General features: G+C 74.2%; 23 protein-coding genes. 10 read left to right on the top strand and 13 right to left on the bottom strand.

The genetic code is table 11. The features are described 5' to 3' along the window. Positions 1-383: 383 nt before the first annotated feature. The 4 genes from ABD358_RS00215 to ABD358_RS00200 all read right to left on the bottom strand — a co-directional run bounded on the left by ABD358_RS00215 (position 384) and on the right by ABD358_RS00200 (position 3,533). Positions 384-1,535, bottom strand: coding sequence for a serine hydrolase domain-containing protein (locus tag ABD358_RS00215; RefSeq protein WP_344628702.1), 1,152 nt, complete (start codon positions 1,533-1,535; stop codon positions 384-386). Beyond that, positions 1,532-2,476, bottom strand: coding sequence for a DUF6895 family protein (locus tag ABD358_RS00210; protein WP_344628701.1), 945 nt, complete (start codon positions 2,474-2,476; stop codon positions 1,532-1,534). Before ABD358_RS00210 ends, ABD358_RS00215 begins: the two co-directional genes overlap by 4 nt. Beyond that, positions 2,473-3,231: a hypothetical protein gene (locus tag ABD358_RS00205; protein ID WP_344628700.1), complete on the bottom strand. Its 759-nt coding sequence runs from the start codon at positions 3,229-3,231 to the stop codon at positions 2,473-2,475. Before ABD358_RS00205 ends, ABD358_RS00210 begins: the two co-directional genes overlap by 4 nt. Before the next feature lie 116 nt (positions 3,232-3,347). Next, positions 3,348-3,533, bottom strand: a complete 186-nt coding sequence (locus ABD358_RS00200; protein WP_344628699.1) for a hypothetical protein — start codon at positions 3,531-3,533, stop codon at positions 3,348-3,350. Positions 3,534-4,172: 639 nt separating this feature from the next. Here ABD358_RS00200 and ABD358_RS00195 point away from each other — a divergent pair. The 4 genes from ABD358_RS00195 to ABD358_RS00180 all read left to right on the top strand — a co-directional run bounded on the left by ABD358_RS00195 (position 4,173) and on the right by ABD358_RS00180 (position 10,237). Beyond that, the gene (locus ABD358_RS00195; RefSeq protein WP_425576216.1) at positions 4,173-5,945 is read left to right on the top strand and encodes a S8 family peptidase; all 1,773 of its coding nucleotides are present in this window, start codon (positions 4,173-4,175) and stop codon (positions 5,943-5,945) included. Between the two features lie 212 nt (positions 5,946-6,157). Then, on the top strand, positions 6,158-8,944 hold the full coding sequence (locus ABD358_RS00190) for a helix-turn-helix transcriptional regulator (protein ID WP_344628698.1): 2,787 nt from the start codon (positions 6,158-6,160) through the stop codon (positions 8,942-8,944). Positions 8,945-9,123: 179 nt separating this feature from the next. Further along, on the top strand, positions 9,124-9,705 hold the full coding sequence (locus tag ABD358_RS00185) for an SRPBCC family protein (RefSeq protein WP_344628697.1): 582 nt from the start codon (positions 9,124-9,126) through the stop codon (positions 9,703-9,705). Between the two features lie 73 nt (positions 9,706-9,778). Beyond that, positions 9,779-10,237 (top strand): nuclear transport factor 2 family protein, encoded by a 459-nt coding sequence (locus ABD358_RS00180; protein ID WP_344628696.1) that lies wholly within the window; start codon positions 9,779-9,781, stop codon positions 10,235-10,237. 81 nt (positions 10,238-10,318) lie between these two features. On the opposite strand, the gene ABD358_RS00175 is transcribed toward ABD358_RS00180, so the two are convergent. The 4 genes from ABD358_RS00175 to ABD358_RS00160 form a co-directional block, all read right to left on the bottom strand. Next, the gene (locus ABD358_RS00175) at positions 10,319-10,459 is read right to left on the bottom strand and encodes a hypothetical protein (protein WP_344628695.1); all 141 of its coding nucleotides are present in this window, start codon (positions 10,457-10,459) and stop codon (positions 10,319-10,321) included. 35 nt (positions 10,460-10,494) lie between these two features. Beyond that, positions 10,495-11,451, bottom strand: coding sequence for an MBL fold metallo-hydrolase (locus ABD358_RS00170; protein ID WP_344628694.1), 957 nt, complete (start codon positions 11,449-11,451; stop codon positions 10,495-10,497). A gap of 34 nt (positions 11,452-11,485) precedes the next feature. Further along, positions 11,486-11,998: a flavin reductase family protein gene (locus ABD358_RS00165; protein ID WP_344628693.1), complete on the bottom strand. Its 513-nt coding sequence runs from the start codon at positions 11,996-11,998 to the stop codon at positions 11,486-11,488. Between the two features lie 81 nt (positions 11,999-12,079). Then, complete coding sequence (locus ABD358_RS00160) at positions 12,080-12,865, bottom strand: SDR family NAD(P)-dependent oxidoreductase (RefSeq protein ID WP_344628692.1); 786 nt, start codon at positions 12,863-12,865, stop codon at positions 12,080-12,082. A 204-nt stretch (positions 12,866-13,069) separates the two neighbouring features. On the opposite strand from ABD358_RS00160, the gene ABD358_RS00155 reads away from it, so the two are divergent. Together ABD358_RS00155 and ABD358_RS00150 are read left to right on the top strand one after the other, a co-directional pair. Then, positions 13,070-13,552, top strand: a complete 483-nt coding sequence (locus tag ABD358_RS00155; RefSeq protein ID WP_344628691.1) for an SRPBCC domain-containing protein — start codon at positions 13,070-13,072, stop codon at positions 13,550-13,552. After that, complete coding sequence (locus ABD358_RS00150) at positions 13,549-14,673, top strand: acyl-CoA dehydrogenase family protein (RefSeq protein ID WP_344628690.1); 1,125 nt, start codon at positions 13,549-13,551, stop codon at positions 14,671-14,673. Before ABD358_RS00155 ends, ABD358_RS00150 begins: the two co-directional genes overlap by 4 nt. A 77-nt stretch (positions 14,674-14,750) precedes the next feature. On the opposite strand, the gene ABD358_RS00145 is transcribed toward ABD358_RS00150, so the two are convergent. Genes ABD358_RS00145 through ABD358_RS00135 form a run of 3 tightly spaced genes read right to left on the bottom strand, consistent with a single transcriptional unit; the run spans position 14,751 to position 17,602 of the window. Next, on the bottom strand, positions 14,751-16,001 hold the full coding sequence (locus ABD358_RS00145) for an NAD(P)/FAD-dependent oxidoreductase (RefSeq protein WP_344628689.1): 1,251 nt from the start codon (positions 15,999-16,001) through the stop codon (positions 14,751-14,753). Then, the gene (locus ABD358_RS00140; protein ID WP_344628688.1) at positions 16,001-16,324 is read right to left on the bottom strand and encodes a 2Fe-2S iron-sulfur cluster-binding protein; all 324 of its coding nucleotides are present in this window, start codon (positions 16,322-16,324) and stop codon (positions 16,001-16,003) included. Before ABD358_RS00140 ends, ABD358_RS00145 begins: the two co-directional genes overlap by 1 nt. A gap of 54 nt (positions 16,325-16,378) precedes the next feature. Beyond that, a complete protein-coding gene (locus ABD358_RS00135; RefSeq protein ID WP_344628687.1) occupies positions 16,379-17,602 on the bottom strand; it encodes a cytochrome P450 in 1,224 nt (407 codons plus the stop codon). Between the two features lie 215 nt (positions 17,603-17,817). On the opposite strand from ABD358_RS00135, the gene ABD358_RS00130 reads away from it, so the two are divergent. The 3 genes from ABD358_RS00130 to ABD358_RS00120 all read left to right on the top strand — a co-directional run bounded on the left by ABD358_RS00130 (position 17,818) and on the right by ABD358_RS00120 (position 20,761). Continuing rightward, positions 17,818-18,978: a CaiB/BaiF CoA transferase family protein gene (locus ABD358_RS00130; RefSeq protein WP_344628686.1), complete on the top strand. Its 1,161-nt coding sequence runs from the start codon at positions 17,818-17,820 to the stop codon at positions 18,976-18,978. 81 nt (positions 18,979-19,059) lie between these two features. After that, positions 19,060-20,181, top strand: a complete 1,122-nt coding sequence (locus tag ABD358_RS00125) for an epoxide hydrolase family protein (RefSeq protein WP_344628685.1) — start codon at positions 19,060-19,062, stop codon at positions 20,179-20,181. A gap of 115 nt (positions 20,182-20,296) precedes the next feature. After that, positions 20,297-20,761: a hypothetical protein gene (locus ABD358_RS00120; RefSeq protein ID WP_344628684.1), complete on the top strand. Its 465-nt coding sequence runs from the start codon at positions 20,297-20,299 to the stop codon at positions 20,759-20,761. Between the two features lie 98 nt (positions 20,762-20,859). Here ABD358_RS00120 and ABD358_RS00115 read toward each other — a convergent pair whose 3' ends face one another. Both ABD358_RS00115 and ABD358_RS00110 read right to left on the bottom strand, forming a co-directional pair. Further along, positions 20,860-21,684: a 2OG-Fe(II)-dependent halogenase WelO5 family protein gene (locus tag ABD358_RS00115; protein WP_344628683.1), complete on the bottom strand. Its 825-nt coding sequence runs from the start codon at positions 21,682-21,684 to the stop codon at positions 20,860-20,862. Positions 21,685-21,764: 80 nt separating this feature from the next. After that, positions 21,765-22,799, bottom strand: coding sequence for a ketoacyl-ACP synthase III family protein (locus tag ABD358_RS00110; protein ID WP_344628682.1), 1,035 nt, complete (start codon positions 22,797-22,799; stop codon positions 21,765-21,767). 153 nt (positions 22,800-22,952) lie between these two features. Here ABD358_RS00110 and ABD358_RS00105 point away from each other — a divergent pair, with 153 nt between their 5' ends. Next, positions 22,953-24,512 carry an MFS transporter gene (locus ABD358_RS00105; RefSeq protein WP_344628681.1) on the top strand — a complete coding sequence of 520 codons (1,560 nt, stop codon included), beginning with the start codon at positions 22,953-22,955 and terminating at the stop codon, positions 24,510-24,512. Positions 24,513-24,596 lie beyond the last annotated feature (84 nt).

Raw genomic sequence — 24,596 nt, 5'->3', positions numbered from 1 at the left:
TGACGAGACGGAGCTCCCGGCGTCCACCGCGAGCCTGACCTGCTGAGCCCCTTGCCCACAGTGCCGCCCCGGCACGCAGAGCCACAGTGAGAGGAGGTGCGACATGGACCAGATCCTGGACCTGCAGGGCCTGGAGACCTCCGGTGACGAGACGGAGCTCCCGGCGAGCACCCTCAGCGCCACTTGCTGAAGCCCTGTGTGAGCAGGAAAGGCCGCGGGTGTGAGGCGCCAGTACCGCCTCACACCCGCTCCTTTCATTGTTCCGCAGCCACCGCCGTCCGAACCGGCGCCGGGGCCCTCCCGGCGGACGGCCCCCGGGAACCGCGCCGGAGGCGCGCTCCCCGGCGGGGGCGGCGCGACCGCGTCCGGGCCGCGGCCTTCGCCTACGAGGCGGGGCCGGCGCGTCCGGCCGGCCGCCGGGACCCCGCCGCGGAACCACCGTCCGCGGAACCACCGTCCGAGGGACCGGCCGGACGGCGCGAGGGCGCCGCGGCCGTCAGCCCGCGCAGGGCGCGGTACGCGGCGCGGATGAACGTGCCGCGCAGGGTGGGCGACCCGTTGCCGAGGGCGGCCAGGGCCGTGCGGGCGGAGGGGGAGAACCCGGCGAACGAGGTGAAGCCGCGCGTGCCGCCCGAGTGGAACAGCAGCCCGTGGGTGCCGCCGTCGTCCGCGGGGACCGTGCGCCGCTTCCACACCAGGCACACCTGGTCGCCGCCGGGCTCGGTGACGCGCGGCCGGGTGACCTCGTGCAGCGCGGCGCGCAGCGTGTCGCCGGCGTCCGCGGGAGGGGAGAGGAGGGCCGCCAGGCAGCGGCCCATGTCGCGGGCGCTGGAGCGCAGCGCGCCCGCGCCGGGCAGGCCGGGGATGAGCCAGGGCGGGCGGGGACGTCCGCGCAGGTGGCCGGTGGCCTGGGGGAGCGCGGGATCGCAGGTGGTGTCCTCCAGCCCCAGCGGCTCCAGCACCCGGGCGGCGAGGACGTCGCCGTAGTCCGCCCCCGCGGCGTCGGCCAGCAGGCGGCCCAGCAGCCCGACCCCGAAGTTGGAGTAGCGCACCCGCGTGCCGGGCGGGCGGCGCACCCGGGTGCGGGGGAGCGCGCGCAGCAGGTGGTCGGGGGTGAAGGTCTCGTAGGGGTTGGTGTACCAGCGGGGCAGGGCCATGCGCATCAGCCCCGGCGGCAGCCTGGGCAGCCCCGAGGTGTGGGTGGCCAGGTGCGTGAGGGTGATCCGGTCGCCGTGGCCCTCCGGCAGGAGGTCCGCGGGAAGGTGCTCGCCGATCGGGGCGTCGAGGCGCACCTCGCCCCGCGCCGCCATCTCGGCCAGCAGCAGGGCGGTGAACGTCTTGGTCACCGAGCCGAGCTCGAAGCGGGTGCCGGGGGACGCGCCGCGGCACAGCACCGCCGACTCGTCCCCCCGCAGCACGACGACCGCCACCGCCGGGCCAGGCGCGGCGGTGGCGACCGTCTCCAGGATGCCGTCGATTCCCGGCGCCGCCGACCCGGAACCGGATTCCGGCCCGGCGGCGGTGGGGGCGGTCACCGTCCGGCGGCGCGGGAGAGCGCCAGGGTGCCGGCGACGGCGGCGACGACGGTGGGGTGGTGGTGGTCCCGGAACCGCTGGGCCGGGTCCTCGCCGACCTCCTTGCCGTCCCTGGGCAGCAGCCCGTCCCCGTGCTGCGCGGACGCCAGCGCGTCCCACGCGTCCGGGTCGAGGTACGGCTCCCGCAGGCAGGCGCCGACGATCAGCAGCTCGGCGAAGAGGTCCCACTCCTCGACCTCCCGCCACACGTCCAGCCACACCGGCAGCCACAGCTGGAGGTGGTCCTCGATGTGCGGCGGCAGGTCCCCGGGCCGGGCGCCCCAGTCGGTGATGTGGAAGACCGTGTGGGTCACGGAGTAGGCCGTCATCCAGTCGATGACCCAGGGCTCGGGGGTGTTGCCCAGCCAGGTGGCGCCGACGAGGCGCTCCCAGTCGATGCCGCGGTCGATGCCCATCAGACGGGAGGCGTTGGCGATGGCCAGCCGCCGGTTGGGCACCTGCTCGACGGCGTACACCGTGACCAGCCCGGCCAGGTGCTCCAGCAGCGCGTCCAGGCGCTCGTGCCGGTAGCCCGCGCGGACGAAGTGCGTGTACAGCTCCAGCGGGTCGGTCATCATCATGTACCGGAGCTGGCGCTCGTAGAGCATGTCGCCGCCGCGCAGCTCCCACCAGGCGAAGTCGAGCAGTTCGCGGGCGGTTCTGGCCTCCCCGGGAGGGGTGCCGTCGCGCAGCACCAGGGAGGCGGCGAGGGCCGTCTCGCCCAGCGGCTTGTAGATGCTGTCGGGGTGGGCGAGCTCCGCCGTGGTGCCGGGGGGCAGGGTGCCCAGCTCGCAGTGGCCGCGCAGCCAGCCGAGGGCGCGGGTGGCGACCAGGCGCGCCGACTCCCGCACGGGGGCCGGCGCCGGGGCGTTCGCGGGGGATCCCGCGGGGAATGCGGTCATGGTGTCGGGCCTCCCGGCCGCTTCGTGTCCTCCAGCAGGCGACGGGCGATCGCGGTGTCCAGGGCGGTGCGCGCCCCGCCCGCGCCGTGCAGTTCGATGTGCCGCACCATGGCCGCCACGTCGAGGTCCGGCCGCGCCCCGCGCCACCGGGCCCAGGCGAGCCAGCGCGCCAGGCAGGCCGCGACCGGGTAGTCGCGGCGCAGCATCGCACGGGCCGCGCCCCGCGCCAGGGCACGGGACCGCCGGACCGCCGCCTCGTGGACGGGGCCGTCGACGTCCGGCAGGGCGAGGGGGGAGAGCTGCGCCATGCGCAGGGACCAGGCCCGCCAGGAGGCGTCCGTTCTCCCGCCGCGCCCGTCGTGCCCGTCGCCTCGGTCCTCCGCGGACTCCTCCGGAGCGGGAACCGCCGGCAGGTCGTCGCCGCCGTACCGGGCCAGGAGCAGGGAGGTGGTCCGGTCGCGCCATGCCGCCTCGGGGGTGGCGTCCGGTGCGGGAGGGAAGACCCGGAAGGACTCGGCCACCGCCCGGACGTCGGCGGGTCCGAGGGAGCCCGGGCCGAACAGGGCGGGGGCGAAGAGATCGGGCCCCAGCACCCGGACGGCGGCCAGGGCCGCCTTGGGGTCGGGGGCGCCGTCCACATGGGCGGCCACCGCCACCGCGTCCCCGGTGCCCCGCAGGGCACCGAGGACGCGGACGGCCAGACTCTCCACCGCCGCGGCGTATGCCGTGCGCGGCGAGACGTCCGGAGCCGGCATCAGCGACCCACCTCTCTGGATCGGTCTGTCATGACATGCCGTTCTGTCGTGTTCTGTTGCTTACTGATGCGTTCTGCCGTGGTCCGCCGCGCTTCCGCGGCGAGGCCGTGGCGGGCCTACTTCTCCTTGGGCTCCCTGGGGGAGAGCAGGAGCGCGAGCAGCAGGATGCCGATCGCCTCGGGCGCCCACACCGGGGCGTCGCTGATCGGGGCCTCCTGGACGGTCATCAGGTCGGTGACCGCGTGCCGCTCGGCCATGTCGGCGGGAGCGAGAGTGGTTCCGGTGGTTGCGTAAGCGAGCATCAGAGTCCTCCTGAAATGGCTGCTCGGTGCGTTGGCACCGCCCGTGCGAGCGGCTTCGTGATCGACGCTACGGAAGGGTCTGCGGGCCCGCACGTGATCATTTGTTCGCGTTTGCGCATCCCGGGAATCTGTGCTGTGCCGGTTCGGGGCCCGGGGAAGCCGGAGAAATGGGGCCGGGGAGGGCCGCCGCGTCCGCGCCGGAAGCGAAAAAATCATGCACGAATTAACCCGTATGTGCCAGTACGGTCACTCTTTTGCCTTGCCTGCCCGGTGGTCGGGGCGGGGGCCGTCCCGGCCGGCCCGGGACGGTCCGGAACCGGCCGGGGGCAGGGACGCGGCGCCCCGGGGATTCCTCCCGGTTTCCCCCGGCGCTCACCCCCCGTTCCCCGCCGCGACACGGGGGGCGGCCGCGCACGGGAGAGGGCAGACAAGGGTTTTCCCGGTATCGGGGGCGGTCGGCGGATTCCTATGGTCGGCGCACCGGTGTTCCCGGGGCGGACCTGAAGTCGTGCTCGGTCCCCCGGGGACACCGGCCCCGCGACCCCACTGCGGTGCAAGACCCCCCACTGCCCGGCTCCGCCCGGGCAGTCCGTGAAAGGACCACCCTTGAAGTCCTCGAGGCGAAGACTGATAACCGTGCTGACGGCGACCGCCACCCTGGTGGCCGGAGCCGCCACCGCCACCGTGGCGGTCGCCGCGCCCCCGGCCGGGGAGACCGCTCCCGGGGCCGGGCAGCAGAAGACCGGCGAACTGCCCGAGATGCCCGCCGACGGCGTGATCGTCGCCTACAAGGAGCGGGCCGAGGCCGCCGACTCCAAGACCGCGGCCAAGGCCGAAGCCGGCGCCAAGGGGAAGAAGACCGGCCAGGAACTGCGGTTCGAGCGCCGCCTGGCCACGGGAGCGGCCCTGTACGAGGTGGAGGGCAGGACCACCCGGGCCGAGATCGACGAGATCGTGAAGGCCTTCGAGGCCGACCCGGACGTCGCCTACGCCGAGCCCAACACCCGCGTGTACGCGATGGCCACGCCGAACGACACCCACTACGGCAGCCAGTGGGACCTCTTCGAGTCCACCGCCGGCATGCGCGTCCCCGGCGCCTGGGACAAGTCCACCGGCCGGGGCGCCGTCGTGGCCGTCCTCGACACCGGCTACGTCGCCCACTCCGACCTGGCCGCCAACATCGTCCCCGGCTACGACTTCGTCTCCAGCGCCGCCGAGGCCCGCGACGGCAACGGCCGCGACAGCAACCCGGCCGACGAGGGCGACTGGTTCAACGCCGGTGAGTGCGGCGTCAGTTACGACAGCCCGTCCTCCTGGCACGGCACCCACGTCGCGGGCACCATCGCCGCCGCGACGAACAACGGCAAGGGCATCGCGGGCATCGCGTACGACGCCCGGATCCAGCCCGTCCGCGTGCTCGCCAAGTGCGGCGGCACCACCGCCGACATCGCCGACGCCATCACCTGGGCCTCCGGCGGCACCGTCCCCGGCGTCCCGGCCAACCCCACGCCCGCCGACGTCATCAACATGAGCCTGGGCGGCAGCGGCACCTGCTCCAGCACCTACCAGAACGCCATCAACGGCGCGGTGGGGCGCGGCACCGCGGTCGTCGTCGCGGCGGGCAACAGCAACGCCAACGCCGCCAACTTCGTTCCGGCGAGCTGCAACAACGTCATCACCGTGGCCGCGAGCGACCGCCAGGGCAACCGGGCGAGCTACTCCAACTACGGCACGGTCGTCGACATCGCCGCCCCCGGCGGCGAGACCGCGACCCGGACCAACGGCATCCTCTCCACGATCGACAGCGGCACCACCGTGCCGAGCGGCGAGAGCTACGGGTACTACCAGGGCACCAGCATGGCCGCCCCGCACATCGCCGGCCTGGCCGCGCTGATGGTCTCCCAGGACCCCGCGCTCACCCCCGCCCGGATCGAGCAGCTGATCAAGTCGAACGCCCGCACCCTGCCCGGCACGTGCAGCGGCGGCTGCGGCGCCGGCCTGGCCGACGCCACCGCGACGGTCACGGCCGCGGCCGGCGGCGACAGCGGCGAGGAGCCCCCGGCCGGCGGCACCTACACCAACAGCGCCAACGTCTCCATCCCGGACGACAACACCACCGGCGTCACCTCCCCGATCACGGTGAGCGGCCGCAGCGGCAACGCCCCGGCGGACCTGAAGGTCTCCGTCGACATCAAGCACACCTACCGCGGCGACCTGGTGATCGACCTGATCGCCCCCGACGGCCGCACCGCCAACCTCAAGGGGTCGGGCTGGGACAGCGCCGACAACGTGATCGCCACCTACACCGTCGACGCCTCCTCGGTGGCGGCGAACGGCACCTGGAAGCTCCGCGTCAAGGACGTCCAGGCCGGCGACACCGGATACATCGACTCCTGGAGCCTGACCTTCTGACCGGTCCCCGCCCCCACCGGGGATCCCCCGGCCGCCCCCCACACCGCGGCCGGGCCCGGGCCCGCCGGCGCTGCACCCGCCGGCGGGCCCGGCCGGCTTTCCCGGCGGACCGCCGCCGGGGGAACCGACCGCGTACCGGACGGCCGTCGACCACGGGGCTACCCGTCCGTATCCTCGCCGGAGCGGGGCAGGTACACGACCGGAGGCGGTGTATGGGCCTGGAGAGAGGAGTCCCCCACCCGGCGCTGGTCGGGCGCGGCGATCTGCTGGACCAGCTGGAGGACGCGCTGCGCGACCACGGCAGGATCGCCCTCACCGGCCCCCCGGGCATCGGCAAGACGGCCCTGGTGGCCGCCGTGGCACGGCAGGACGACCGCCGCGCCCGCGGGGAGACCGTCCTGTGGCTGGCCCCCGAGGAGGCGGACCGCGCGATCCCCGGCGCGGGCGCCGCCGCCCTGCTGGACGACGTCCCCGAGGAGGCCGTGCGGGACCTGTCCCGCCCGCAGCGCGCCGCGGTCGCCGTGGCCCGCCGCGAGACCGAGCCCCCCGGAACCGGACCGGACCTCGTCGCCCTCCGACTGGCCGTGGCCCAGGTCCTGCGCGTCCTCGCCGCCGCCGGACCCGTCCTGGTCGTGGTGGACAACGCCCAGTGGCTGGACCCCGACAGCGCCGCCCTGCTCCGCTTCGCCCTCCACAAGGCGCCGCCCGGCGTCCGCGCCCTGGCCGCCGAGCGGCAGCACACCAGCCCCCTCCACGCGGAGACGCTCTTCGGGCACCTCGGCCCCCGCGTCGTCCCGGTCCCCCCGCTCAGATCCGGCGACATCGCCGCGCTCATGGTCGACCACGGACTCCCCGCCCGGCTCGCCGGCCGCATCCACCGGGCCAGCGGCGGCAACCCGCGCCTCGCCCTGGCCATCGGCCGCTCCCTGGCCGGCACCCGCACCTTCGTCCACCACGCCGACGCGCTGCCGCTCGGCGGCGAGGCACGGGCCGCCGCCCGGCACATGCTGGCCGGCGTGCCCGAGGAGGCGCACCCCACCCTGCTGCTCGCCGCCCTCGCGGCCCGGCCCACCACGACCGTCCTGCGCAGGGCCGGCCGTCCCTCGGCCGAGGCAGACCTCGCCGCGGCCGAGCGGGCCGGGCTGGTCACCGTGGGCGAGGACGGCGCCGTCGCCTTCACCGCCGGCGTGGTGGCCGCCACCCTGGCGGCCGAGGCCGACTGGTCCGAGCGGGCCGCCTGCCACACCGCCCTCGCCTCGGCGGTCGGCGACCCCGTCCAGGCCGTACGCCACCGGGCGCTGGCCGCCGACCCCTCCGCCCCCGGCACGGCCGCGGCCCCGCTCGCCGGCGAGCTCGCCGGGGCCGCGGAGACCTGCCGGCGCCGCGGAGACCACGCCCTCGCCGCCGAACTCGGCCTCCTCGCCGCCGAGCACACCCCCGCCGACCGGCCCCGGGAGGAACTGGACCGGCTCGTCGAGGCCGCCGCCGACGCCGCCCGAGCCGCCCGCCCCGACCTGTCCAAACGGGCCGCCGACGCCATCCTCGCCCGCGACGCCCCGACCGGCGCCCGCCTCCAGGCCCGGCTCGCCATCCTCGACACCGCCTTCCAGGGACTCACCGACCTCGACGAGACCTACGCCCACGCCCTGGCCGACGCCGGCGACGACCCGGCGCTGCGCGCGTGCGTGCTGGTCCGGCTGCTGTGGAAGCAGCTGCTGGCGGACGGCGACGCCACCGCCGCCCGCACCACCGCCGAGGAGGCCCACCGCCTGGCCGTGGCCGCCGGCGACCAGGAGGCCGTCGTCCTGGCGATGACGGCCCGGGCCCGCACCAGCCGCATCCTCGGGGAGCCCGACGCCGCGCACCACACCGAGCAGGCCGCCGCCCTGGACGTCACCGGGCTCCCGCCCGCGCTGCGCAACGCCCCCCGGCTGCTCGCCCTGCGCCACGCCCTGTTCGACGACCGGCTCGACGAGGCCCACGCCGGACTGCTGAGGCTCCTGCCCGACGTGGAGCGCTTCGGCCGCACCGAGGACCTGGTGGACACGCTGCGCACCCTGGCCGAGGTGGAGATCCGCCGGGGCCAGTGCACCGCGGCCCTCGGCCACGCCCGCCGCGCGGTGGGCATCGCCCTGGGCGCGGGCATCTCGCCCGGCCCGCTGTGGTACTGCTCCGCGCTGGCCGAGACCGCCGGCGGCAGCTTCCTGAGCGCCGCCGACTACGCCCGCCGCAGCATCCGGGCCTCCGAGGAGGAGGGCGACCAGGTCTTCCTCCACTGCGGCCTCTACGCCCTGGGCCGGGTGCAGCTGGTCACTGGCGAGGCGGCCGGGGCCGTCGAGACGCTCGAACGCATCCTGGCCCTGCCGGTCACCGCCGTCACCACCGACCCGTCCGTGCTGCGCTGGCACGAGGAACTCGCCGAGGCGTACGTGGCCGCGGGCGCCCCCGAGAAGGCCGCCGAACTCCTGGAACGGGTGAGGCCGGTGGCGCGGCGGCTGAACCGCACCACCGTCCTGACGGGCCTGGACCGCGTCCACGCCCAGTACCTGGCGGCCGCCGGGGACCTGGCGGCCGGGGCGGAGCTGCTGCGGGAGGTCGCCGGACGCTTCACCGGCCACGGGCTGCCCCTGGAGGCCGGCCGCGCCCTGCTGGCGCTGGCACGGGTCGAACGCCGCCGCCGTCGCCGCGCGGCGGCGCAGGCGGCCCTGCGCGAGGCGGCGGAGATCTTCACCCGCACGGGAGCCAGGCCCTGGCACCGGCTGGCCTCGGAGACGCCGGTCCGGGGCGCCGCCGCCTCCCCCGGGGGAGAGGGGATCGCCGCGCTCACCGAGGCGGAGCGGCAGCTCGCCCTGCTCGTCGGCGAGGGGGCGAGCAACCAGGAGGCGGCCGCCAAGCTGTTCATCAGCGTGAAGACCGTCGAGGCGCGGCTGACCCGCATCTACCAGAAGCTCGACATCCGGGGCCGCGCACAGCTCGCGGTGGCGCTCCGCTCCCGCTGACGTCCCGCCGACGCGCCCGCAGGACCGGGCGGGTGGCGGATGGGCCGTACGGCCCACGCCGGCAGGACAGCGGCAGCCGACGGCACCAGGCTGGTTCCCAGGAGGTACGCCCGGACGGGACGCGGACGCCTGGCCGGCCGTGCGGCCGGTGCCGTGCTCGCGCTCGCTGGAGGTGCCGGATGCCGCAGGTGCAGGTGCACGTGTCCATGCCGCTGCCGGCCGAGGAGGTGTTCCCCTTCCTCGCGGACGGACGCAACCTGGCCGCCTGGCACTCGGGGGTGATGTCAATCCGCCCGGACGGCGACGCCCCCGCCGGACACGCGTACCGCTACCGTTTCCCCGGACGGCGGCGCGAGCACCGGCTGGTCCGGACGGTGTACGAGCCGCCGGTGCGGGTGGGGTTCACCGGGCAGCGGATGTGGACGCCGCTGGGCACGCAGGTGCCGCGGTTCGACTTCCGGCTGCGGCCTCTGGGAGACGCCTGCCGGGTGGAGGTGGGGGTGACCTCGTACCTGTCCGGGGCGCTGCTGCTGCTGTGGCCGGTGGTGGCCTGCGGCTGGCGGCGGGACCTGCCGGCCGACGCGCAGGCGCTGTACGAGACGCTGACCGGCGCCGGACGGCCGGCGGGGACGCCGCCGGGCCCGGTCCGGCAGCCCGCGGACGCCCCCGCCCCCCGGCTCTGCGCCGCCGACCGCCCGTACGGCGCCCCGCCCTCCCCCCGGGGACGGGACGCCGTACGAGCCGGTCTCCAGCAGGGCTGAAGCCCGGCACGGCACCGTTGACGCGATCGTGCCGCCGGCCACCGGCGGCAGGCCGTCACCGAAGGGAGTCACCGTGTCTCAGGCGGTCCAGGCAACGAGGAACAAGGTCACCGGGGACCTCTACGCGGAGGTGCAGACGTTCTACGCGCGGCAGATGCGGCGCGTGGACGCCCTGGACATCGAGGGCTTCGCGGACACCTTCACCGACGACGGCGTGGTGGTGCACGCCAACGGGGAGAGGGCGCAGGGCCGTGAGGCGATGGTCGCGGGCATGCGGGCGAACCTCCCGCGCTACCGGGACATCGCCGTCCGCCACTGGTTCGACCACCTCCTGATCGAGACCGACCCCCGCGACGAGGACACCCTGCGGGTGTCGTACTACACGCTCGTCACCCAGACGGACCGGGAGGGCAGGGTGTCCTTCCAGCCGACCTTCACCGTCGAGGACGTGCTGGTGCGGCGCGACGGCGAACTGCTCACCCGGGAGCGGGTCATCCACCGCGACACCCCCGTCGCGCCCCCCGCGTCCTGACCGCGCCCGGCACGGCGGCGCCGGCCCCCCCGGAACCGGTTCCGGGGGGGCCGGCGCCGCCGTGCCGGTGCACCGTGGCCGTCAGTCGATACCCCGCCAGATGTGCGGCTCCGACGGGTCGTCCTCCTCTCCGGCCAGCAGGGGAACCGGCAGACTCCACAGCCTCCACAGGTTCCACAGGTCGTGCTCCAGGGGCTCACGCTCCCGCACATCGGTGATCATCGTGCTCTCCTCCCCTCCGGACCGGGCACGCCGGTTCAGGCATGGCAGTCCGGCAGTCCTCCGTGGTACCCGACCATGTCCCCGAAGGCGGCGGCCACGTCGATCCGCTCCCCGGGCGGCAGCCCGCGCAGCTCGGCGAAGGCCCGGTGGAGGTTGGCGGCCAGGCGTTCCGGATCGAGCAGGCCGGCGAACTCGCCCGGACCGGCGCGCAGGGCCGTCTCCAGCGGCGTCAGGCCGTCCCGCACGCCCTCCTCGGCCACCCGCGCCAGCCGGCGCAGGTACGCCCCGGTGCGGTCCAGCAGCTCCGGGCCGCCCACCGGGCCGTGGCCGGGAACCACCACACGGGGGGCGAGGGCCCGCATCTCCTCCAGGGCCCGCAGCGAGCCGGAGACCGAACCCATCAGCACGAACGGGGTCACCCCCGACCAGACCAGGTCGCCGGTGAACAGCACACCGCGCTCCGGCACCCAGGCCACCACGTCGTTCGCGGTGTGCGCGGGCCCCAGGTGGAGCAGCTCCACCCGCAGCCCGCCCGCGTGGAGGACGAGTCCGTCGCGGAACGTCAGCGTCGGCAGGACCAGCGGGACCTCGCCCCACTCCACGTCCGGCCACAGCCCGCACAGGCCGTGTCCCGCCTCGGCGCTGTCGGCGCGGGTGCCCTCGTGCGCGACGACCACCGCACGCGGCGCGAACTGGCCGTTGCCGAAGGTGTGGTCGCCGTGGAAGTGCGTGTTGACGACCACGCCCGGACCGCCCGGGACGATCCGCTCGACCTCCTCGCGCAGCCGCCGGGCGCGGGCCTCGGTGGCGGCGGTGTCGACCAGCACGGGCGGGCCCTCGCCGCCGCGCCGGCCCGTTATGAGCCCGGCGTTGTTCAGGCACCAGCCGCCCGGCGGCTGGACGAAGGCGTACACGCCGCCGGCGACCTCCTCCAGGGACGGCGGGGCGGCGGGGGAGACGGCGCTCGGAGGCGTTGTCGTGGGCGTGGTCATCGGTTCTCCGTCCGTACGTGTCGGGGGCCGGGGCTCAGCCGAGCGAGGTGTACCGGCCGCGGTGGAACAGCAGCGGGCGGGCGCAGGAGGAGTGGCGCACCGCCACGACCCGCCCGACGAACAGCACGTGGTCGCCCGCCTCGTGCTCGGCGTGCAGCAGGCACTCGAAGGAGGCCGCGGCCGAGGGGACGACCGCGTTGCCCGTGATCCCCTCGACCGCGCCGATGCGCCGCATCGCCTCCTCGCCCGCCGGCCGGTCCGCCCGGGCGAACTCCCCGGAGAGCTCCCGGTGCTCCTCGGCCAGCACGTTCACGGCGAAACCGCCGCCCGCGGGCACCAGCGACCGCATCCTGCCGTCCTTCCCGACGGAGACGAGCAGCAGCAGGGGGTCGAGGGACACCGACGTCAGGCTGTTGAGGGTCATCACGGACGCGGTGTCCCCGCTGCCCTGCGTCAGCAACGCGACGCCGGTGGGGAGGCACCCCATCGCCGTGCGGAAGGAGTCGGCGTCGGGCTCGGCAAGCAGTGTGGTGCCCGTGTTCGTCATGGTCTCCCGGCTCCGTCTCTGCGCCCGGTGTCCGGTGCGCGCTGTCGTTGGCTGGTCGGCGGATGGGCTGCGGCGGCCGGGTCAGTAGTTGCCGAGGCCGCCGCAGACGTTGAGCGCCTGCGCGGTGATGGACGCGGCGGTGTCGGAGACGAGGTAGCCGACCAGACCGGCGACCTCCTCGGGCGTCGAGTAGCGGCCCAGCGGGATCTTGGCCTGGAACTTCTCCAGGACCTCCTCCTCCGTCACGCCCCAGTGGCCCGCGTAGCCCTGGCGGACGCGCTGGGCCATGGGGGTCTCGACGTAGCCGGGGCAGACGGCGTTCACGGTGATGCCGCTCCTGGCCAGCTCCTTGCCCACGGCCTTGGTGAAGCCCACGACGCCGTGCTTGGAGGCGGAGTACGGCGCGGCGAGCTCCACTCCCTGCTTGCCGCCGGTGGAGGCGATGTTGACGATCCGGCCCCAGCCGTTCTCCCGCATCCGTCCGCTCGCGAGGACCTCGCGGGTGACGCGGAAGGTGCCGTTGAGGTTGGTGTCGATCACGTCGAGCCAGAGGGCGTCGTCGATCTCGGCGGTGACCCCGCCGCCGCCCCGGCCGGCGTTGTTGACCAGGATGTCGATGCGGCCGTACTCCCGCACCGCCGCCGCCACGGCCTCGCGCACCTGCTCGGTCGAGGAGACGTCGCACACCGTGCCGGACACCTCCGCGCCCTCCGCGCGGAGCCGCTTCACCAGGGCCTTCACGCTCTCCTCGGAGCGTGCCACGCCGAATACCGCCACGCCCTGCCGGGCCAGCAGCTCGGTCACGGCCAGGCCGATACCGCTGGTGGCGCCGGTGACGAAGGCGACCCGTCGTTCCGCGTCTGTCATCGTGCTCTCCCGTCTCCGTGAGGGGCTTGGGTGCCGACGACCGTGACCGCTGCTCCTTGCGGGGATCTCGATTCCCCCTCGAATCCGTCCCGCGACTCCGGCGTCCCCGCACGGCACTTCGAGCCGGGCTCGACATCTTGTCGAGGCCGGGCCGCGACGGTGATGGACGTCCGATGTGAGCAAGACACGCAGCGAGGAGGCCTCATGCCCGAGCAGCCCGAGCAGTCAGTCCCGGACGTACGGAAGTCGGTGACGGTGGCGGCCACGCCCGAGCACTGCTTCAAGGTCTTCACCGAGCGGCCCGCGGACTGGTGGCCGCCCACGCACGTCCTGCTGGAGAACGAGCGCGTCGGGCTCGCCTTCGAGCCGGGCGTGGGCGGGCGCTACTACGAGTGGGACGCCGAGGGGAACGAGATCGACTGGGGTCGCGTCCTCACCTGGGAGCCCCCCTACCGGCTCTCCATGACCTGGCGGATCGACGGCCGCTGGCGGTCCATTCCCGACGACGAGCGCGCCAGTGAGATCGAGGTGACGATCACCCCCGTCGACGGGACCTCCACCAGGGTCGAGCTGGCCCATGTGAAGCTGCACAAGCACGGCCCGGACGCGCAGGCGATCCACCGTGCGCTGGACGGCCCCAGCCCGGGTGAGACGCTCGAGCTGTTCGCGAAGGCCGTCGAGCGGTGACCGCCGGGACCGGGACCCGCACCACCGCCGGGGTGGCGGCGGGAGCGGAGGAACTGCGCGAACTCGCGGCCGGGCACGCGGCCGAGGCGGACCGCAGGGGCGGACTCGCGCCCGAGGTCGTCGCCGCGGTGCGCTCGCACGGGTTCGCCCGCCACTTCGTGCCCGCCGTGTGGGGCGGGACCGAGGGGTCGTTCGGCGAGCTGACCCGGGCCGTCCTCACGGTCGGCCGGGGATGCCCGGCCACCGCCTGGATCGCCTCGCTCACCGCCCACTCGGCGCGGCTCGCCGCCCACCTCCCGCGGGAGGGCCAGCTGGAGGTCTGGGGGGACGGTCCCGACGCGGTCGTCGCCGCCGGACTGCCCCCCATGGGCCGGGCCGTGGCCGTGGAGGGCGGCTGGCGGCTGAGCGGCAGCTGGGGCTACGTCAGCGGCGTCGAGCACGCCGACTGGGTCCTGCTGTGCGGGGCGGTGCCCGCCGCCGGGGGGCCGCCCGCGATGCGCTTCTTCGCGGTGCGCAGGGAGGCGTGCACGGTGCACCCCACCTGGGACAGCATCGGCATGCGCGCCACCGGCAGCCACACCGTGGTGGTCGAGGACGTCCCGGTGCCCGCGCACCTGTCCTTCGACCGCGCGGAGGTGCTCTCCGGGCGCAACGCCCACTCCACCGGGGCCGTTCACAACGTTCCGCTGCCGGCCGCCGCGGGGCTGGCCTTCGTCGCCCCGGCGGCGGGCGCCGCGACCGGGGCGCTGGACGCCTTCGCCGCCACGCTGACCGGCAGGCGGCGCACACCGACGGCGGAGACGAGACTGGTCCGCGCCTCCGGACGGATCGACGCCGCCAGACTCCTCGTCGAGCGGAACGCCGCCGTCGCCGACGGGAACGCCTTCACCCGGGAGGTGCTGGCGCACAGCGAGCGGAACGCCGCCACTGCCGCCGAACTCCTCACCGAGGCCGCGGACCTGCTGGTCCACGGGGCCGGAACCGGCGGCCTGGCGCCGGCGCAGCCCCTCCAGCGCTTCTGGCGGGACGTGACCGTGGCGGCGAGCCACGTGGCGCTGCAGTACGACACCTCGGCGCGCGGCAGCTTCGCGACGGCGCTGCTCGGCCCGGCGGAGGCGTAGGCGCGGGCGGAACGCGGAGGGGCCGGGATCCGATCGGATCCCGGCCCCTCCGCGTTCCGGCGGGCCGCCCGGCGGCCTCAGACGGGCTGTTCCTGCCTGCTCCGGTACTCCTTCAGGTCGAAGCCGGGCCGTGCCGCCTCCTCGGGGGAGAGGGAAGGGACGCCCTCCGCCGAGAGGAGACGGCGGACGATCATGTGGTCCGCCGGCCGGTTGACCGACTCGGCGCCCAGCAGCCTCCCCTCACGGAAGCACAGCACCGAGAAGCGGCCCCCGCCGGGATCCCCCACGGTCACCGCGAGGTCGTGACCGCCGGTGATTCCCGCGATCTGCAGCCTGAGCGCGTACTGCTCCGTCCAGAACCACGGAACGGCCTCGTACGGCTCGGGGTCCCCGCAGATCGCCGCGGCCGCGCAGCGGGCCTGGTCGGACGCGTTCTGCACCGATTCCAGCCGCAGTTGCCGGCCGTAGCGCGCACTGGGGAAGCGGGCGCAGTCCCCGATCGCGTGGATCGCCGGGTCGCTGGTGCGCAGCCACCGGTCGACGAGGATCCCGCCGCCGACCTCCAGGCCGGCCGCGGCGGCGAGCTCGACGTTGGGCCGCACCCCGACACCGAACACCACCAGGTCTGCCGGAACGCGCTCCCCGCCGTCCAGCTCCGCCACCCGCACGTGCCCGGAGGCGTCGCCGTGGAGGGCCGCCACCTCGCGGCGGAGGAGGATCCGGACGCCCTGCCGGACGTGCTCCGCGCGCAGGTGGTCCGACATCCCGGGACTCAGGGCGCGGGCCATCAGCCGCGGCCCCACCTCGACAACCGTGGCGTCCAGTCCCAGCTTGCGCGCGGTGGCGGCCAGTTCGAGTCCGACGAAGCCGCCGCCGACGACCAGCAGGTGCCCTCCCTCCCGCAGGGCCTCCCGCAGGGCGGCGGCGTCGGCCAGGCCGCGCAGGGTCATGACTCCGGCCAGGCCGGCGCCGGGCACCGGGAGCCGGCGGGGGCGGGCGCCGGTGGCCAGGACGAGCCGGTCGTAGGACAGCCGGGAGCCCGAGTCCAGCACGACGGACCGCTCCTCGGGATCGATCCGCACGGCACGGTCGCCGAGCACCAGGTCGATCCCCTGGTCCCCGTAGGAGGAGAGGGGCAGCAACTCCAGGTCCCCGGCCTCCGCGGTGCCGCCGAGGTAGCCCTTGGACAGGGGAGGGCGCCGGTAGGGGAGTGCCTCCTCCTCACCCACCAGGGCGATGCGGCCGGAGAAGCCGCGGCTCCGCAGAGCCGCGGCCGTGTCCGCGCCGGCCTGTCCCGCTCCGACGATGACGACGGACGGCGCGGCCATCAGGACTGAGCCTCCGGCAGGTGCACCACCAAGCCGTCGATCTCGTCGGTGACCGGCAGCTGGCAGCTCAGCCGGCTGTTGGGACGGCGGGGGCACGCCGTCCCGTACAGCACGTCGTCCTCGGATTCGTGCATCGGCGGCAGCGGCAGGGTGTTGGCCTCGTCGATGTAGACGTGGCAGGTGCCGCACTGGGCCGACCCGCCGCACTGGGCCTCGATGCCGGCGATGTTGTTCGTCTTCGCCCCGCGCATCACCGTGTTCGGGGACGGGACGTCGACCACGGTTTCGGTGCCGTCGGGGTGTTTGTAGGTGATCTTGGCCATGGCGCTCTCCTCGGAGTCGTCGGACTGTCGCTGACGGGACGGGACCGCCGCGGGTCACCAGGTGACCGGCAGCTCCCACAGGCCGTAGATGACCGCGCCCTCCTTGCGGGGGATCTCCAGGAAGGGCTTGGCCAGCCGGAGCGTCGGGATGCGGCGGAACAGCTTGCTCCACACGATCTCCAGCTCCAGGCGGGCCAGGTCCGCACCGATGCAGTGGTGCACGCCGTGGCCGAACCCCATGTGCTTGCGGCTGCCGCGGCTGAGGATGACCTTGTCGGGCTCCGGGAAGACCTCCGGGTCCCGGTTGGCCGCCATGCCCAGGCAGAGGATGCCGTCGCCCTTGCGGATGACCTTGCCGCCGATCTCGATGTCCTCCATGGCGACGCGGGGAACGGCGGTGTCGCCGATGGTGGCGATCCGGATCAGTTCTTCGACGGCGGGCTTGACCAGGGCCGGGTCGGCCTTGAGCTGCTCGAGCTGGTCCGGGTTCTCCAGGAGGCACGCGGTGCCCAGGGATATCTGGCTCGCGGTCGTCTCGTGGCCGCCGTTCATCAGCAGCCGGACCATGTTGAACAGGTCGCGGTCGGTGTACTCCTCGCCCGAGGAGGCGTAGTCGGCCATCGCCCTGCTGAGCAGGTCCTGACCCGGCTCGCGCTTCTTGAGCTGGATGAGGTCGTGGACATAGGCGTTGACCTCGACGATGGCCGCCTTGCGCTCCTCGGCCGTGCTGTGGCCGCCCAGCAGGGCGGTGCCGTGCTTGATGAAGAAGTCGTGCTTGTCCTGCGGGATGCCCAGGAGTTCGCAGATGACGGTCATCGGCACGGCCAGCGAGAACACCCGGTGCATGTCGACGGGCGGGGACATCGCGAGCATCTTGTCGATGTGCTCGTCGACGATCTCCTCGATCCGCGGACGCAGCTTCTGCACCTGCCGGTTGGTGAAGGTGAGGGCGGCCTTGCGGCGGGTGTTGACGTGGTCCTGGCCGTCGTAGCCGATGAACGACGTCTCGGTGCGGAACTCGGGCGGGGCGATGAAGTAGAAGGGGAAGTTCGCGTGCTTGCGCGAGGCGCTGACCCTGGGATCGGTCAGCAGCTGGCGAATGGTGTGGTAGCCGGTGACCGTCCAGATGCGCAGGCCGGAGCCCGTCAGAGTGACCTGGGAGACGTCCTCCTGGGTCATCTCGGCGTACTCGGGCGGCGGGCTGAAGGGGCAGGCGCGCTGGTACGGGAAGGTCTTGGTCTCGGCTTCGCCGCCGGTTTCGATCGCGCTGGTGGTCATCCGTGTTCCTCCTGCTGATCAGCTGGCTGACGGCCTTCTCGCTGTCCCGTCGCGGTGACGGGCGGCGGCGTGAAGACGGGTGGGCCGAGGCTAGGAACGGCGGCTAGGGCACAGGTCGAATTCCGGCGGACGGTCTCCGCGCGCCGTGCTCGCCGCGGCGGGGGTGCGAGGCCGGCTCAAGGATTGCTGCAGAAACGGTTCCTAGCGTCCCGGCCATGACGACGGAAACCGGCGGCGGACCGCTGAGCGGGCTGCGGGTCCTGGAACTGGCCGCCATCGGCCCCGCGCCCTTCGCCTGCATGATGCTGGCCGACCTGGGAGCCGAGGTGGTCCGGGTCGACCGGCCCGACGGCACCCGCTCGTTCGGGAGCTGGCACAGAGTGCTCGACCGGGGCCGCCGCTCGGTGGCCCTGGACCTGAAGGACCCCTCGGCCGTCGAGGCGCTGCTGCGGCTCGTGGAGCGGTCCGACGTCCTGGTGGAGGGTTTCCGCCCGGGGGTCGCCGAGCGGCTGGGCGTCGGGCCGGAGGAGTGCCGCGCCCGCAATCCGCGCCTGGTGTACGCCAGGATGACCGGCTGGGGGCAGACCGGTCCGCTGGCCTCCGCCCCCGGGCACGACATCAACTACATCGCGCTGACCGGCGCGCTGCACGCCGTCGGGCGGGCCGGCGGCCCGCCCGTACCGCCCCTGAACCTCCTCGGCGACTTCGCCGGCGGCGGACTGCCGCTGGCGGTGGGCGTCCTGGCCGCACTGTACGAGCGGCAGCGGTCCGGGCTCGGCCAGGTCGTGGACGCCGCCATCGTGGACGGCACCGCCTCGCTGCTCGGCATGCTGGCCGCGATGGCCGGCGCCGGGCAGTGGCGTCCGGAGCGGGGCGGCAACCTGCTCGACACGGGCGCCCCCTTCTACGACGTGTACGCGTGCGCCGGCGGCGGCCACATGGCGGTCGGAGCCCTGGAGGAGCGTTTCTACCTGGCTTTCCTGGCAGGGCTCGGACTGGATCAGCAGGACCTTCCCGACCGCGGGGACCCGGGCAACTGGCCCGTGCTGCGGAGGGAGTTCGCACGCCGCTTCGCGACCAGGACGCGGGAGGAGTGGACGGAGGTCTTCGACGGCACCGAGGCGTGTGTGACCCCCGTGCTGAGCCTGGCGGAGGCGGCCGGGCACCCCCACAACCGGGAGCGGGGCACGTACCGCGCGGACGGCGGGCTGCTCCAGGCCGCGCCCGCGCCCCGGTTCGGCCGGACGGAGGCCCGCCCGCCGGGCCCGGCGCCGTGCTGCGGGGAGCACACCCGGGAGGTCCTGGCCGAAACCGGACTGTCCGAGGACGAGATCGCGCGGCTGCTGCCGTCCTGGGCGACTCGACCGGGGCTGTAGCCACCCCTTCTAGCTTCCCCGTGACGAGACGCCGCGAGAGGGCCGCAGCGGGAAGGCCGCGGCAGGAAGGAGGTGGGAGGAGTGAGCGCAGTGCTCGAGCCCTACCGGGTGGAGGTCCCGCAGGAGGACCTCGACGACCTGAGGCGACGACTGGCCGGAACTCGCTGGCCGGACGCGGAGACCGTGGACGACTGGTCCCAGGGGGTCCCGCTGGACCGGATGCGCGAGCTGTGCCGGTACTGGGCCGAGGAGTACGACTGGCGGGCCACCGAGGCACGGCTGAACGCGCTGCCGCAGTTCCGCACCGTGATCGGCGGCGTGGGCATCCACTTCCTGCACGTGCGTTCCCCCCACCCGGGGAGTACGCCGCTGCTGCTGACCCACGGCTGGCCCAGCTCGGTCGTGGAGTTCCTCGACGTCATCACCGCGCTCACCGACCCCGAGGACCCGGCGGACGCCTTCGACGTCGTGTGCCCCTCGCTGCCCGGCCACGGATTCAGCGACCGTCCGGACGCCGTCGGCTGGACGGTGCAGCGCACCGCCGAGGCCTGGGCCGAGCTGATGGCCCGCCTCGGCCACGACCGGTACATCGCCCACGGCGGCGACTGGGGATCGTGGGTCTCGGCCGCGCTGGGCAGCACCGACGCCGAGCACCTGGCGGGCATCCACCTCACCATGCCCCTGGCCAGGCCGCCGGAGAGGGAGGTCGAGCTGGACGAGCGGGACCGGGCGGCCATGGCGCGCATGGCCGGGTTCGGGAAGAACCGGTCCGGCTACGCCGCCATCCAGGGAACACGCCCGCAGACCCTGGGCTACGGGCTGGCCGACTCGCCGGCCGCCCAGCTCGCCTGGATCGTCGACAGGTTCTGGGAGTGGGCCGACCACGACGGCGACCTGGAGAAGGCGGTGCCGCGCGACCGGCTGCTGGACATCGTCACCACGTACTGGCTCACCGGCACCGGCACCTCGTCGGCCCGGCTGTTCTGGGAGAGCTTCGACAAGGAGCCGATGCGCCCGACGGACGTGCCCACCGGGTGCTCGGTGTTCCCCAAGGACGCCTGGCTGCCCCGGGCATGGGCCCGCGAGCGCTTCACCGACCTGCGCTACTGGCGCGACCTGGAGGACGGCGGCCACTTCCCGGCCCTGGAGAGGCCCGAGGTCCTGGCCGCCGAACTGCGCACGTTCCGCCGCGCCCTGCGCTGAGGGACGGCGCAGGACACCAATGCCCCACACCGCGGCTCCCGCCGCGGCCGACCCCCATGTGAAACAGGTGCCGGGAGAGAACCGGCGCCGCCGAAAAGAGAGAACGGGGAGCAGCATGAACAGGAAGGTCCGGAACGTGTTGTCGGTCCTGGGACTGGCAGCGACCGTCGGCATGATGGCCCCGGGGGCCGCAACCGCCGGCGCCACCGCCACCACCCCGGTCGGCACCTGGGAGGGGACCGTCAATCACGGCGACGGGTCCGGCCAGGTCACCTTGTCCTTCCACAAGGGCGGTCTGGTGTGCCTGTCCTCCGGCGACGGATCGGGCGGCGGTGGCCAGGGTCTGGGCATATGGAACCAGACGGGCGACGGCACCTTCACCTACCGCATCGTGGAGAGGCTGTACGAGTCCGACGGCACCACCGTGGGCTACGTGGACGTCAACCAGAAGGCCATCCAGCAGAGCGATGCGGTCGACAGCTCCGGCACCTCCCGGGTGTACGACGGGGCGGGCACCTACCTCGCGAGTGTGGAGGCCAAGGTCTCGGTCAAGCGCGTGAGCACCACCCCCCGCTGCTGACGGGCCGACCGGGAAAAGGGGCCGGCCCGGGAGTGCGGAACTCCCGGGCCGGCCCCCTTCGGCGTCCCGGCCGCGCGGTCCGCGCGGCCGGGGAAGGGTCAGGACCACACGGACAGCGAACCGTCACCCGTCACGCCGATGAAGAAGGACAGGGTGACGCGGCGCCCGCCCGTGATGGGGCCGACACTGTGGAAGTTGCGGGGATCGAACAGGACGGCGTCCCCCACCTCCGGCTGGAGCCGGACGGACGGCTCGCCCTCCGCCAGCTCGGCCCGGTAGCCGTAGCCGTCGCGGTGCTCCTCGTCGGAGGGCCGCCACCGGCGGCGGTGGACCACCGGCTCGCCGCCCCCCTCGGGAACGGTGAGGTGGCAGTTGAAGGCGAGCTGGGCCACCGGCGGGAGGTCGAGCGCGGCGGGGCACTCGCGGGCGATCTCGTCGAAGTGCGTACGGGCGCCGTTGTTGATCTCCCGGATGATGCCGGCGAACAGCTCGCGGCCACCGGACCTGGCCGGGGCGACCGGGCCGCCCCAGGCCCGCGAGAGCCGCTCCAGGGCCGCCGCGAGCGGGTCGCGTCCGTCCATCAGCGTGGCGCGGACCACGGTGTCCTCGGCCACCTGCGCGAAGTAGGCGTCGCCCAGGGAACCGGTCTTGTAGTAGTCGTAGGCGGCGGGCCCGAGCTTGGCCATCCGGGGGGTGAAGTTGTAGCTGCCCATCTCGTGGTTCTCGGCGGCCTCGACGATCGCCCGGCACTCCTCGGGGGTGAAGAAGCCCTTCACCTGGACCGCTCCCGCGACTCCCGCGGCCAGCCGGACCAGATCGCCGCGGGTGAGTTCTCCGGTGACCACCGGCTCGAACAGCGTGTGGACCGTCATGGCCTCCGTGCTGCCGTCGTAGACGTAGCGCTCGCGCAGTGCTGTCTGCATGCTGGTACTCCCTGCTCTCCGTTGTCTCCGCTTCCCGTTCCGCTCCCCGGCCCGGCGGGGCACAGCCCGCCGGGACCCGGTCACCAGCGGGGTGTCTCCAGGAACTCCAGGACCGCGACCGTCCACACGAATCCGGCGCCCACTCCCATGGCCACCAGGAAGTCCCCGGGACGGGGGTCGCGCTCCTCCACGACGTGGTTCATGCCGATCAACTCGTCGCCGGCGCCCATGTGCCCGAAGTCCTGGCCCCAGTCGTAGGTCGTACGGGACCTCTCGACCCCCAGGCCGTACTCGTAGAAGGAGTACTCGACGACCGACTCCGCGATGTTGGGGTGGACGAAGAAGCGTGCGTCGGAGAGTTCGATCCCCGCGTCGTCCAGGGCTGTCGCGAGCACTTTCCGGGACCCCTCGGCGATGCGCTGCCCGACCCTGTCGAACGCGTCCTCCTCCCGCATGAGGTACTCCTCCTGGCGCTCCCCCAACCGCAGCGGCTTGCCGTCCTCGAAGGGAGCGTCGGTCCACCGCCCGCCGCGGTAGAGGACCTCCAGGGACGGGTCGCCGTAGGACGCGGTCGCCCGGAGCCGGGCGAATCCGCCGCGGGAGGAGAGCACGAGAGCCCCGGCCCCGTCCCCGTGCGGCTGCTGCCGGTCCGACGTCCAGCGGTCGAAGTACGGCAGCCGGAAGGCGTCGCCGGTGGTGACCAGCGCATCGGTGTCCGGGTGGACGGCCAGGTGGGCGGCGGCCAGCTCGACCGAGGCCAGCCCGCCGTTCGACCCCTGGCGCACCTCCAGGGCCAGGCCGTGGCCGCCGACGGTCTCGCCGCGCACGTAGCTGGCCGGGGTCCACAGGTCCTGCCCCTGGTGGCCGACGTAGGCGTGGAACACCGGGCCGAAGTCACCGGGCCGGCGCCCGGAGCGCCGCACCGCCTCCCGGCCGGCCGCGGCGGCCATCACCGGGCCCGTCTCGCCGTCGTCCGAGACCCTGACCTGCCTGATCCCGTTGGCCGCGCACTCCCGCTCGTCGTAGCGGCCCTCGGCCACGGCTTTCGCGGCGGTCTCCACCCGCCGTGGAAGGTGGGCCGCCAGGCCCGCCACGTACAGGCTCTCCCAACGCACGGATATCTCCTCTGCTCGGCGTGTCCGTACCCGTGCGATTAACCCGCCTCCCCCTCAAGTCCCGCTTGACGGAGCAGGTCGAGCCGGCCTCCAGCGGCAGTCCAGGAGCTTTCGGGAGCATTTGGCCGCCGACATGACGAAGGGGAAGCCACCATGAGTTTTCGAACGGCGCAGGACGGGCCGTCCGGCGAGCCGGTTCCGCTGCGTACGGGAATGATCCTGACGGCGTGTTGCCTGGGCCAGCTCATGGTGATGCTGGACGCCTCGATCCTGAACGTCGCGCTCCCGGTCATCAGCGAGGCCCTCGAATTCGACCAGCACTCGCTGCAGTGGGTGATCAACGCCTTCATGATCCCGACGGCCGGGTTCCTGCTCCTGGCGGGCCGGATGGCCGACCTGTTCGGACGGCGCAGGCTCTTCCTGGTCGGCGTCGTCCTGTTCACCGCGGCCAGCCTGGCCGGCGGTCTCTCCTACGACGCCACCACCCTGATCCTGGCCCGCGCTCTCCAGGGGCTGGGCGCCGCGATCATGGCCCCGGCGACCCTGACCGTGCTGGGCACGACCTTCACCGAGCCGGAGGCCCGGGCCCGGGCCTTCGGCCTGTGGGGCGCGGTGGCCGGCGGCGGCGGCGCTCTGGGCGTCATCCTCGGCGGCATCATCACCGAGTGGACGAGCTGGCGCTGGGTCCTGCTGATCAACGTGCCGGTCGGCATCGCCCTCTACCTGATGATCGCCCGGTCCGTGCCCGAGACCCGCGCTCCCGGTGAGCGGAAGCTGGACGTCCTGGGAGCCCTGTCGGTGACGTTCGGCCTGGTGACCCTGGTGTACGGCATCGCAGAGGGCGAGAGCTACGGTTGGGGATCGGCGCGGATCGTCACCGTCCTGGGCCTCTCCGCGGCACTGATCGCCTTCTTCCTGTACGACCAGGCGAGGATCGCACGGCAGCCGCTGATCCCCCTGGGGGTGTTCCGTCACCGCTCCCTGTCACTGGCGAACCTGGTGATGCTGGGCGTCGGCGCCGCGCTCGCCGGCACCTTCTACTTCCTCACCCTGCTGTTCCAGATGGTCCTCGGCTACACGCCGCTGGAGACGGGCGTCGCCTACCTGCCCCTGTCGCTCAGCGTGTTCGTCGGCGCCGGCGGCATCTCCGTCCTGGTGGGCCGCATCGGCCCCCGGCCCGTGCTGCTGACCGGCCTGTCGCTGGCCGTCGCCGGCCTGCTGTGGTTCTCTCGCGCCGACGAGAACGCCGCGTTCGCCGCGGACCTGCTCGGCCCGAGCCTGCTGTTCGGCTTCGGCGTGGGCATGGTGATGACCTCGGTGACGACCGCGGCGACCTCCGACCTCCCCTCCCACCAGCAGGGGCTGTCCTCCGGGCTGCTCACCACGACCGAGACGCTCGGCGGCGCCGCCGGCCTGGCCGTCCTGGTGGCGGTGGCCAACTCCCGTACCGAGGAGGAGATGGCCGGACGGGCGCCGACGCGGGAGCTGACCGAGAGCGCCCTGGCCTCCGGCTTCGGGCTGGCCTTCCTGACCTGCGCCTTCGTGCTGGTCGCCAGTCTCCTCGCCGCCTTCGCGCTGCCGCGCGGCATCCGCGGCGAGGGCGGGCACGGCGTCCCCGCGGAGGAGGCCCCGTCCGGCGAGGGGGACGGAGGGGACCGAGAGGACGGCGAGGGCGGGCCCGTCGGCAGGGCCGCCGTCCTGGAGAAGCACTGACCCCACCGGAACCACGGAGCCGTACACAGGCATCCGGCCGCCGTACACCGGCATCCGGCCGCCGGGCCCGCACACGGGCCCGGC

The sequence above is a fragment of the Streptomyces glaucosporus genome (assembly GCF_039533345.1).
In the GTDB taxonomy this organism is placed as follows: Bacteria; Actinomycetota; Actinomycetes; order Streptomycetales; family Streptomycetaceae; genus Streptomyces; species Streptomyces glaucosporus.
Note: the sequence above shows the minus strand (reverse complement) of the source record. Positions and strands in the feature narration are given on the sequence as shown.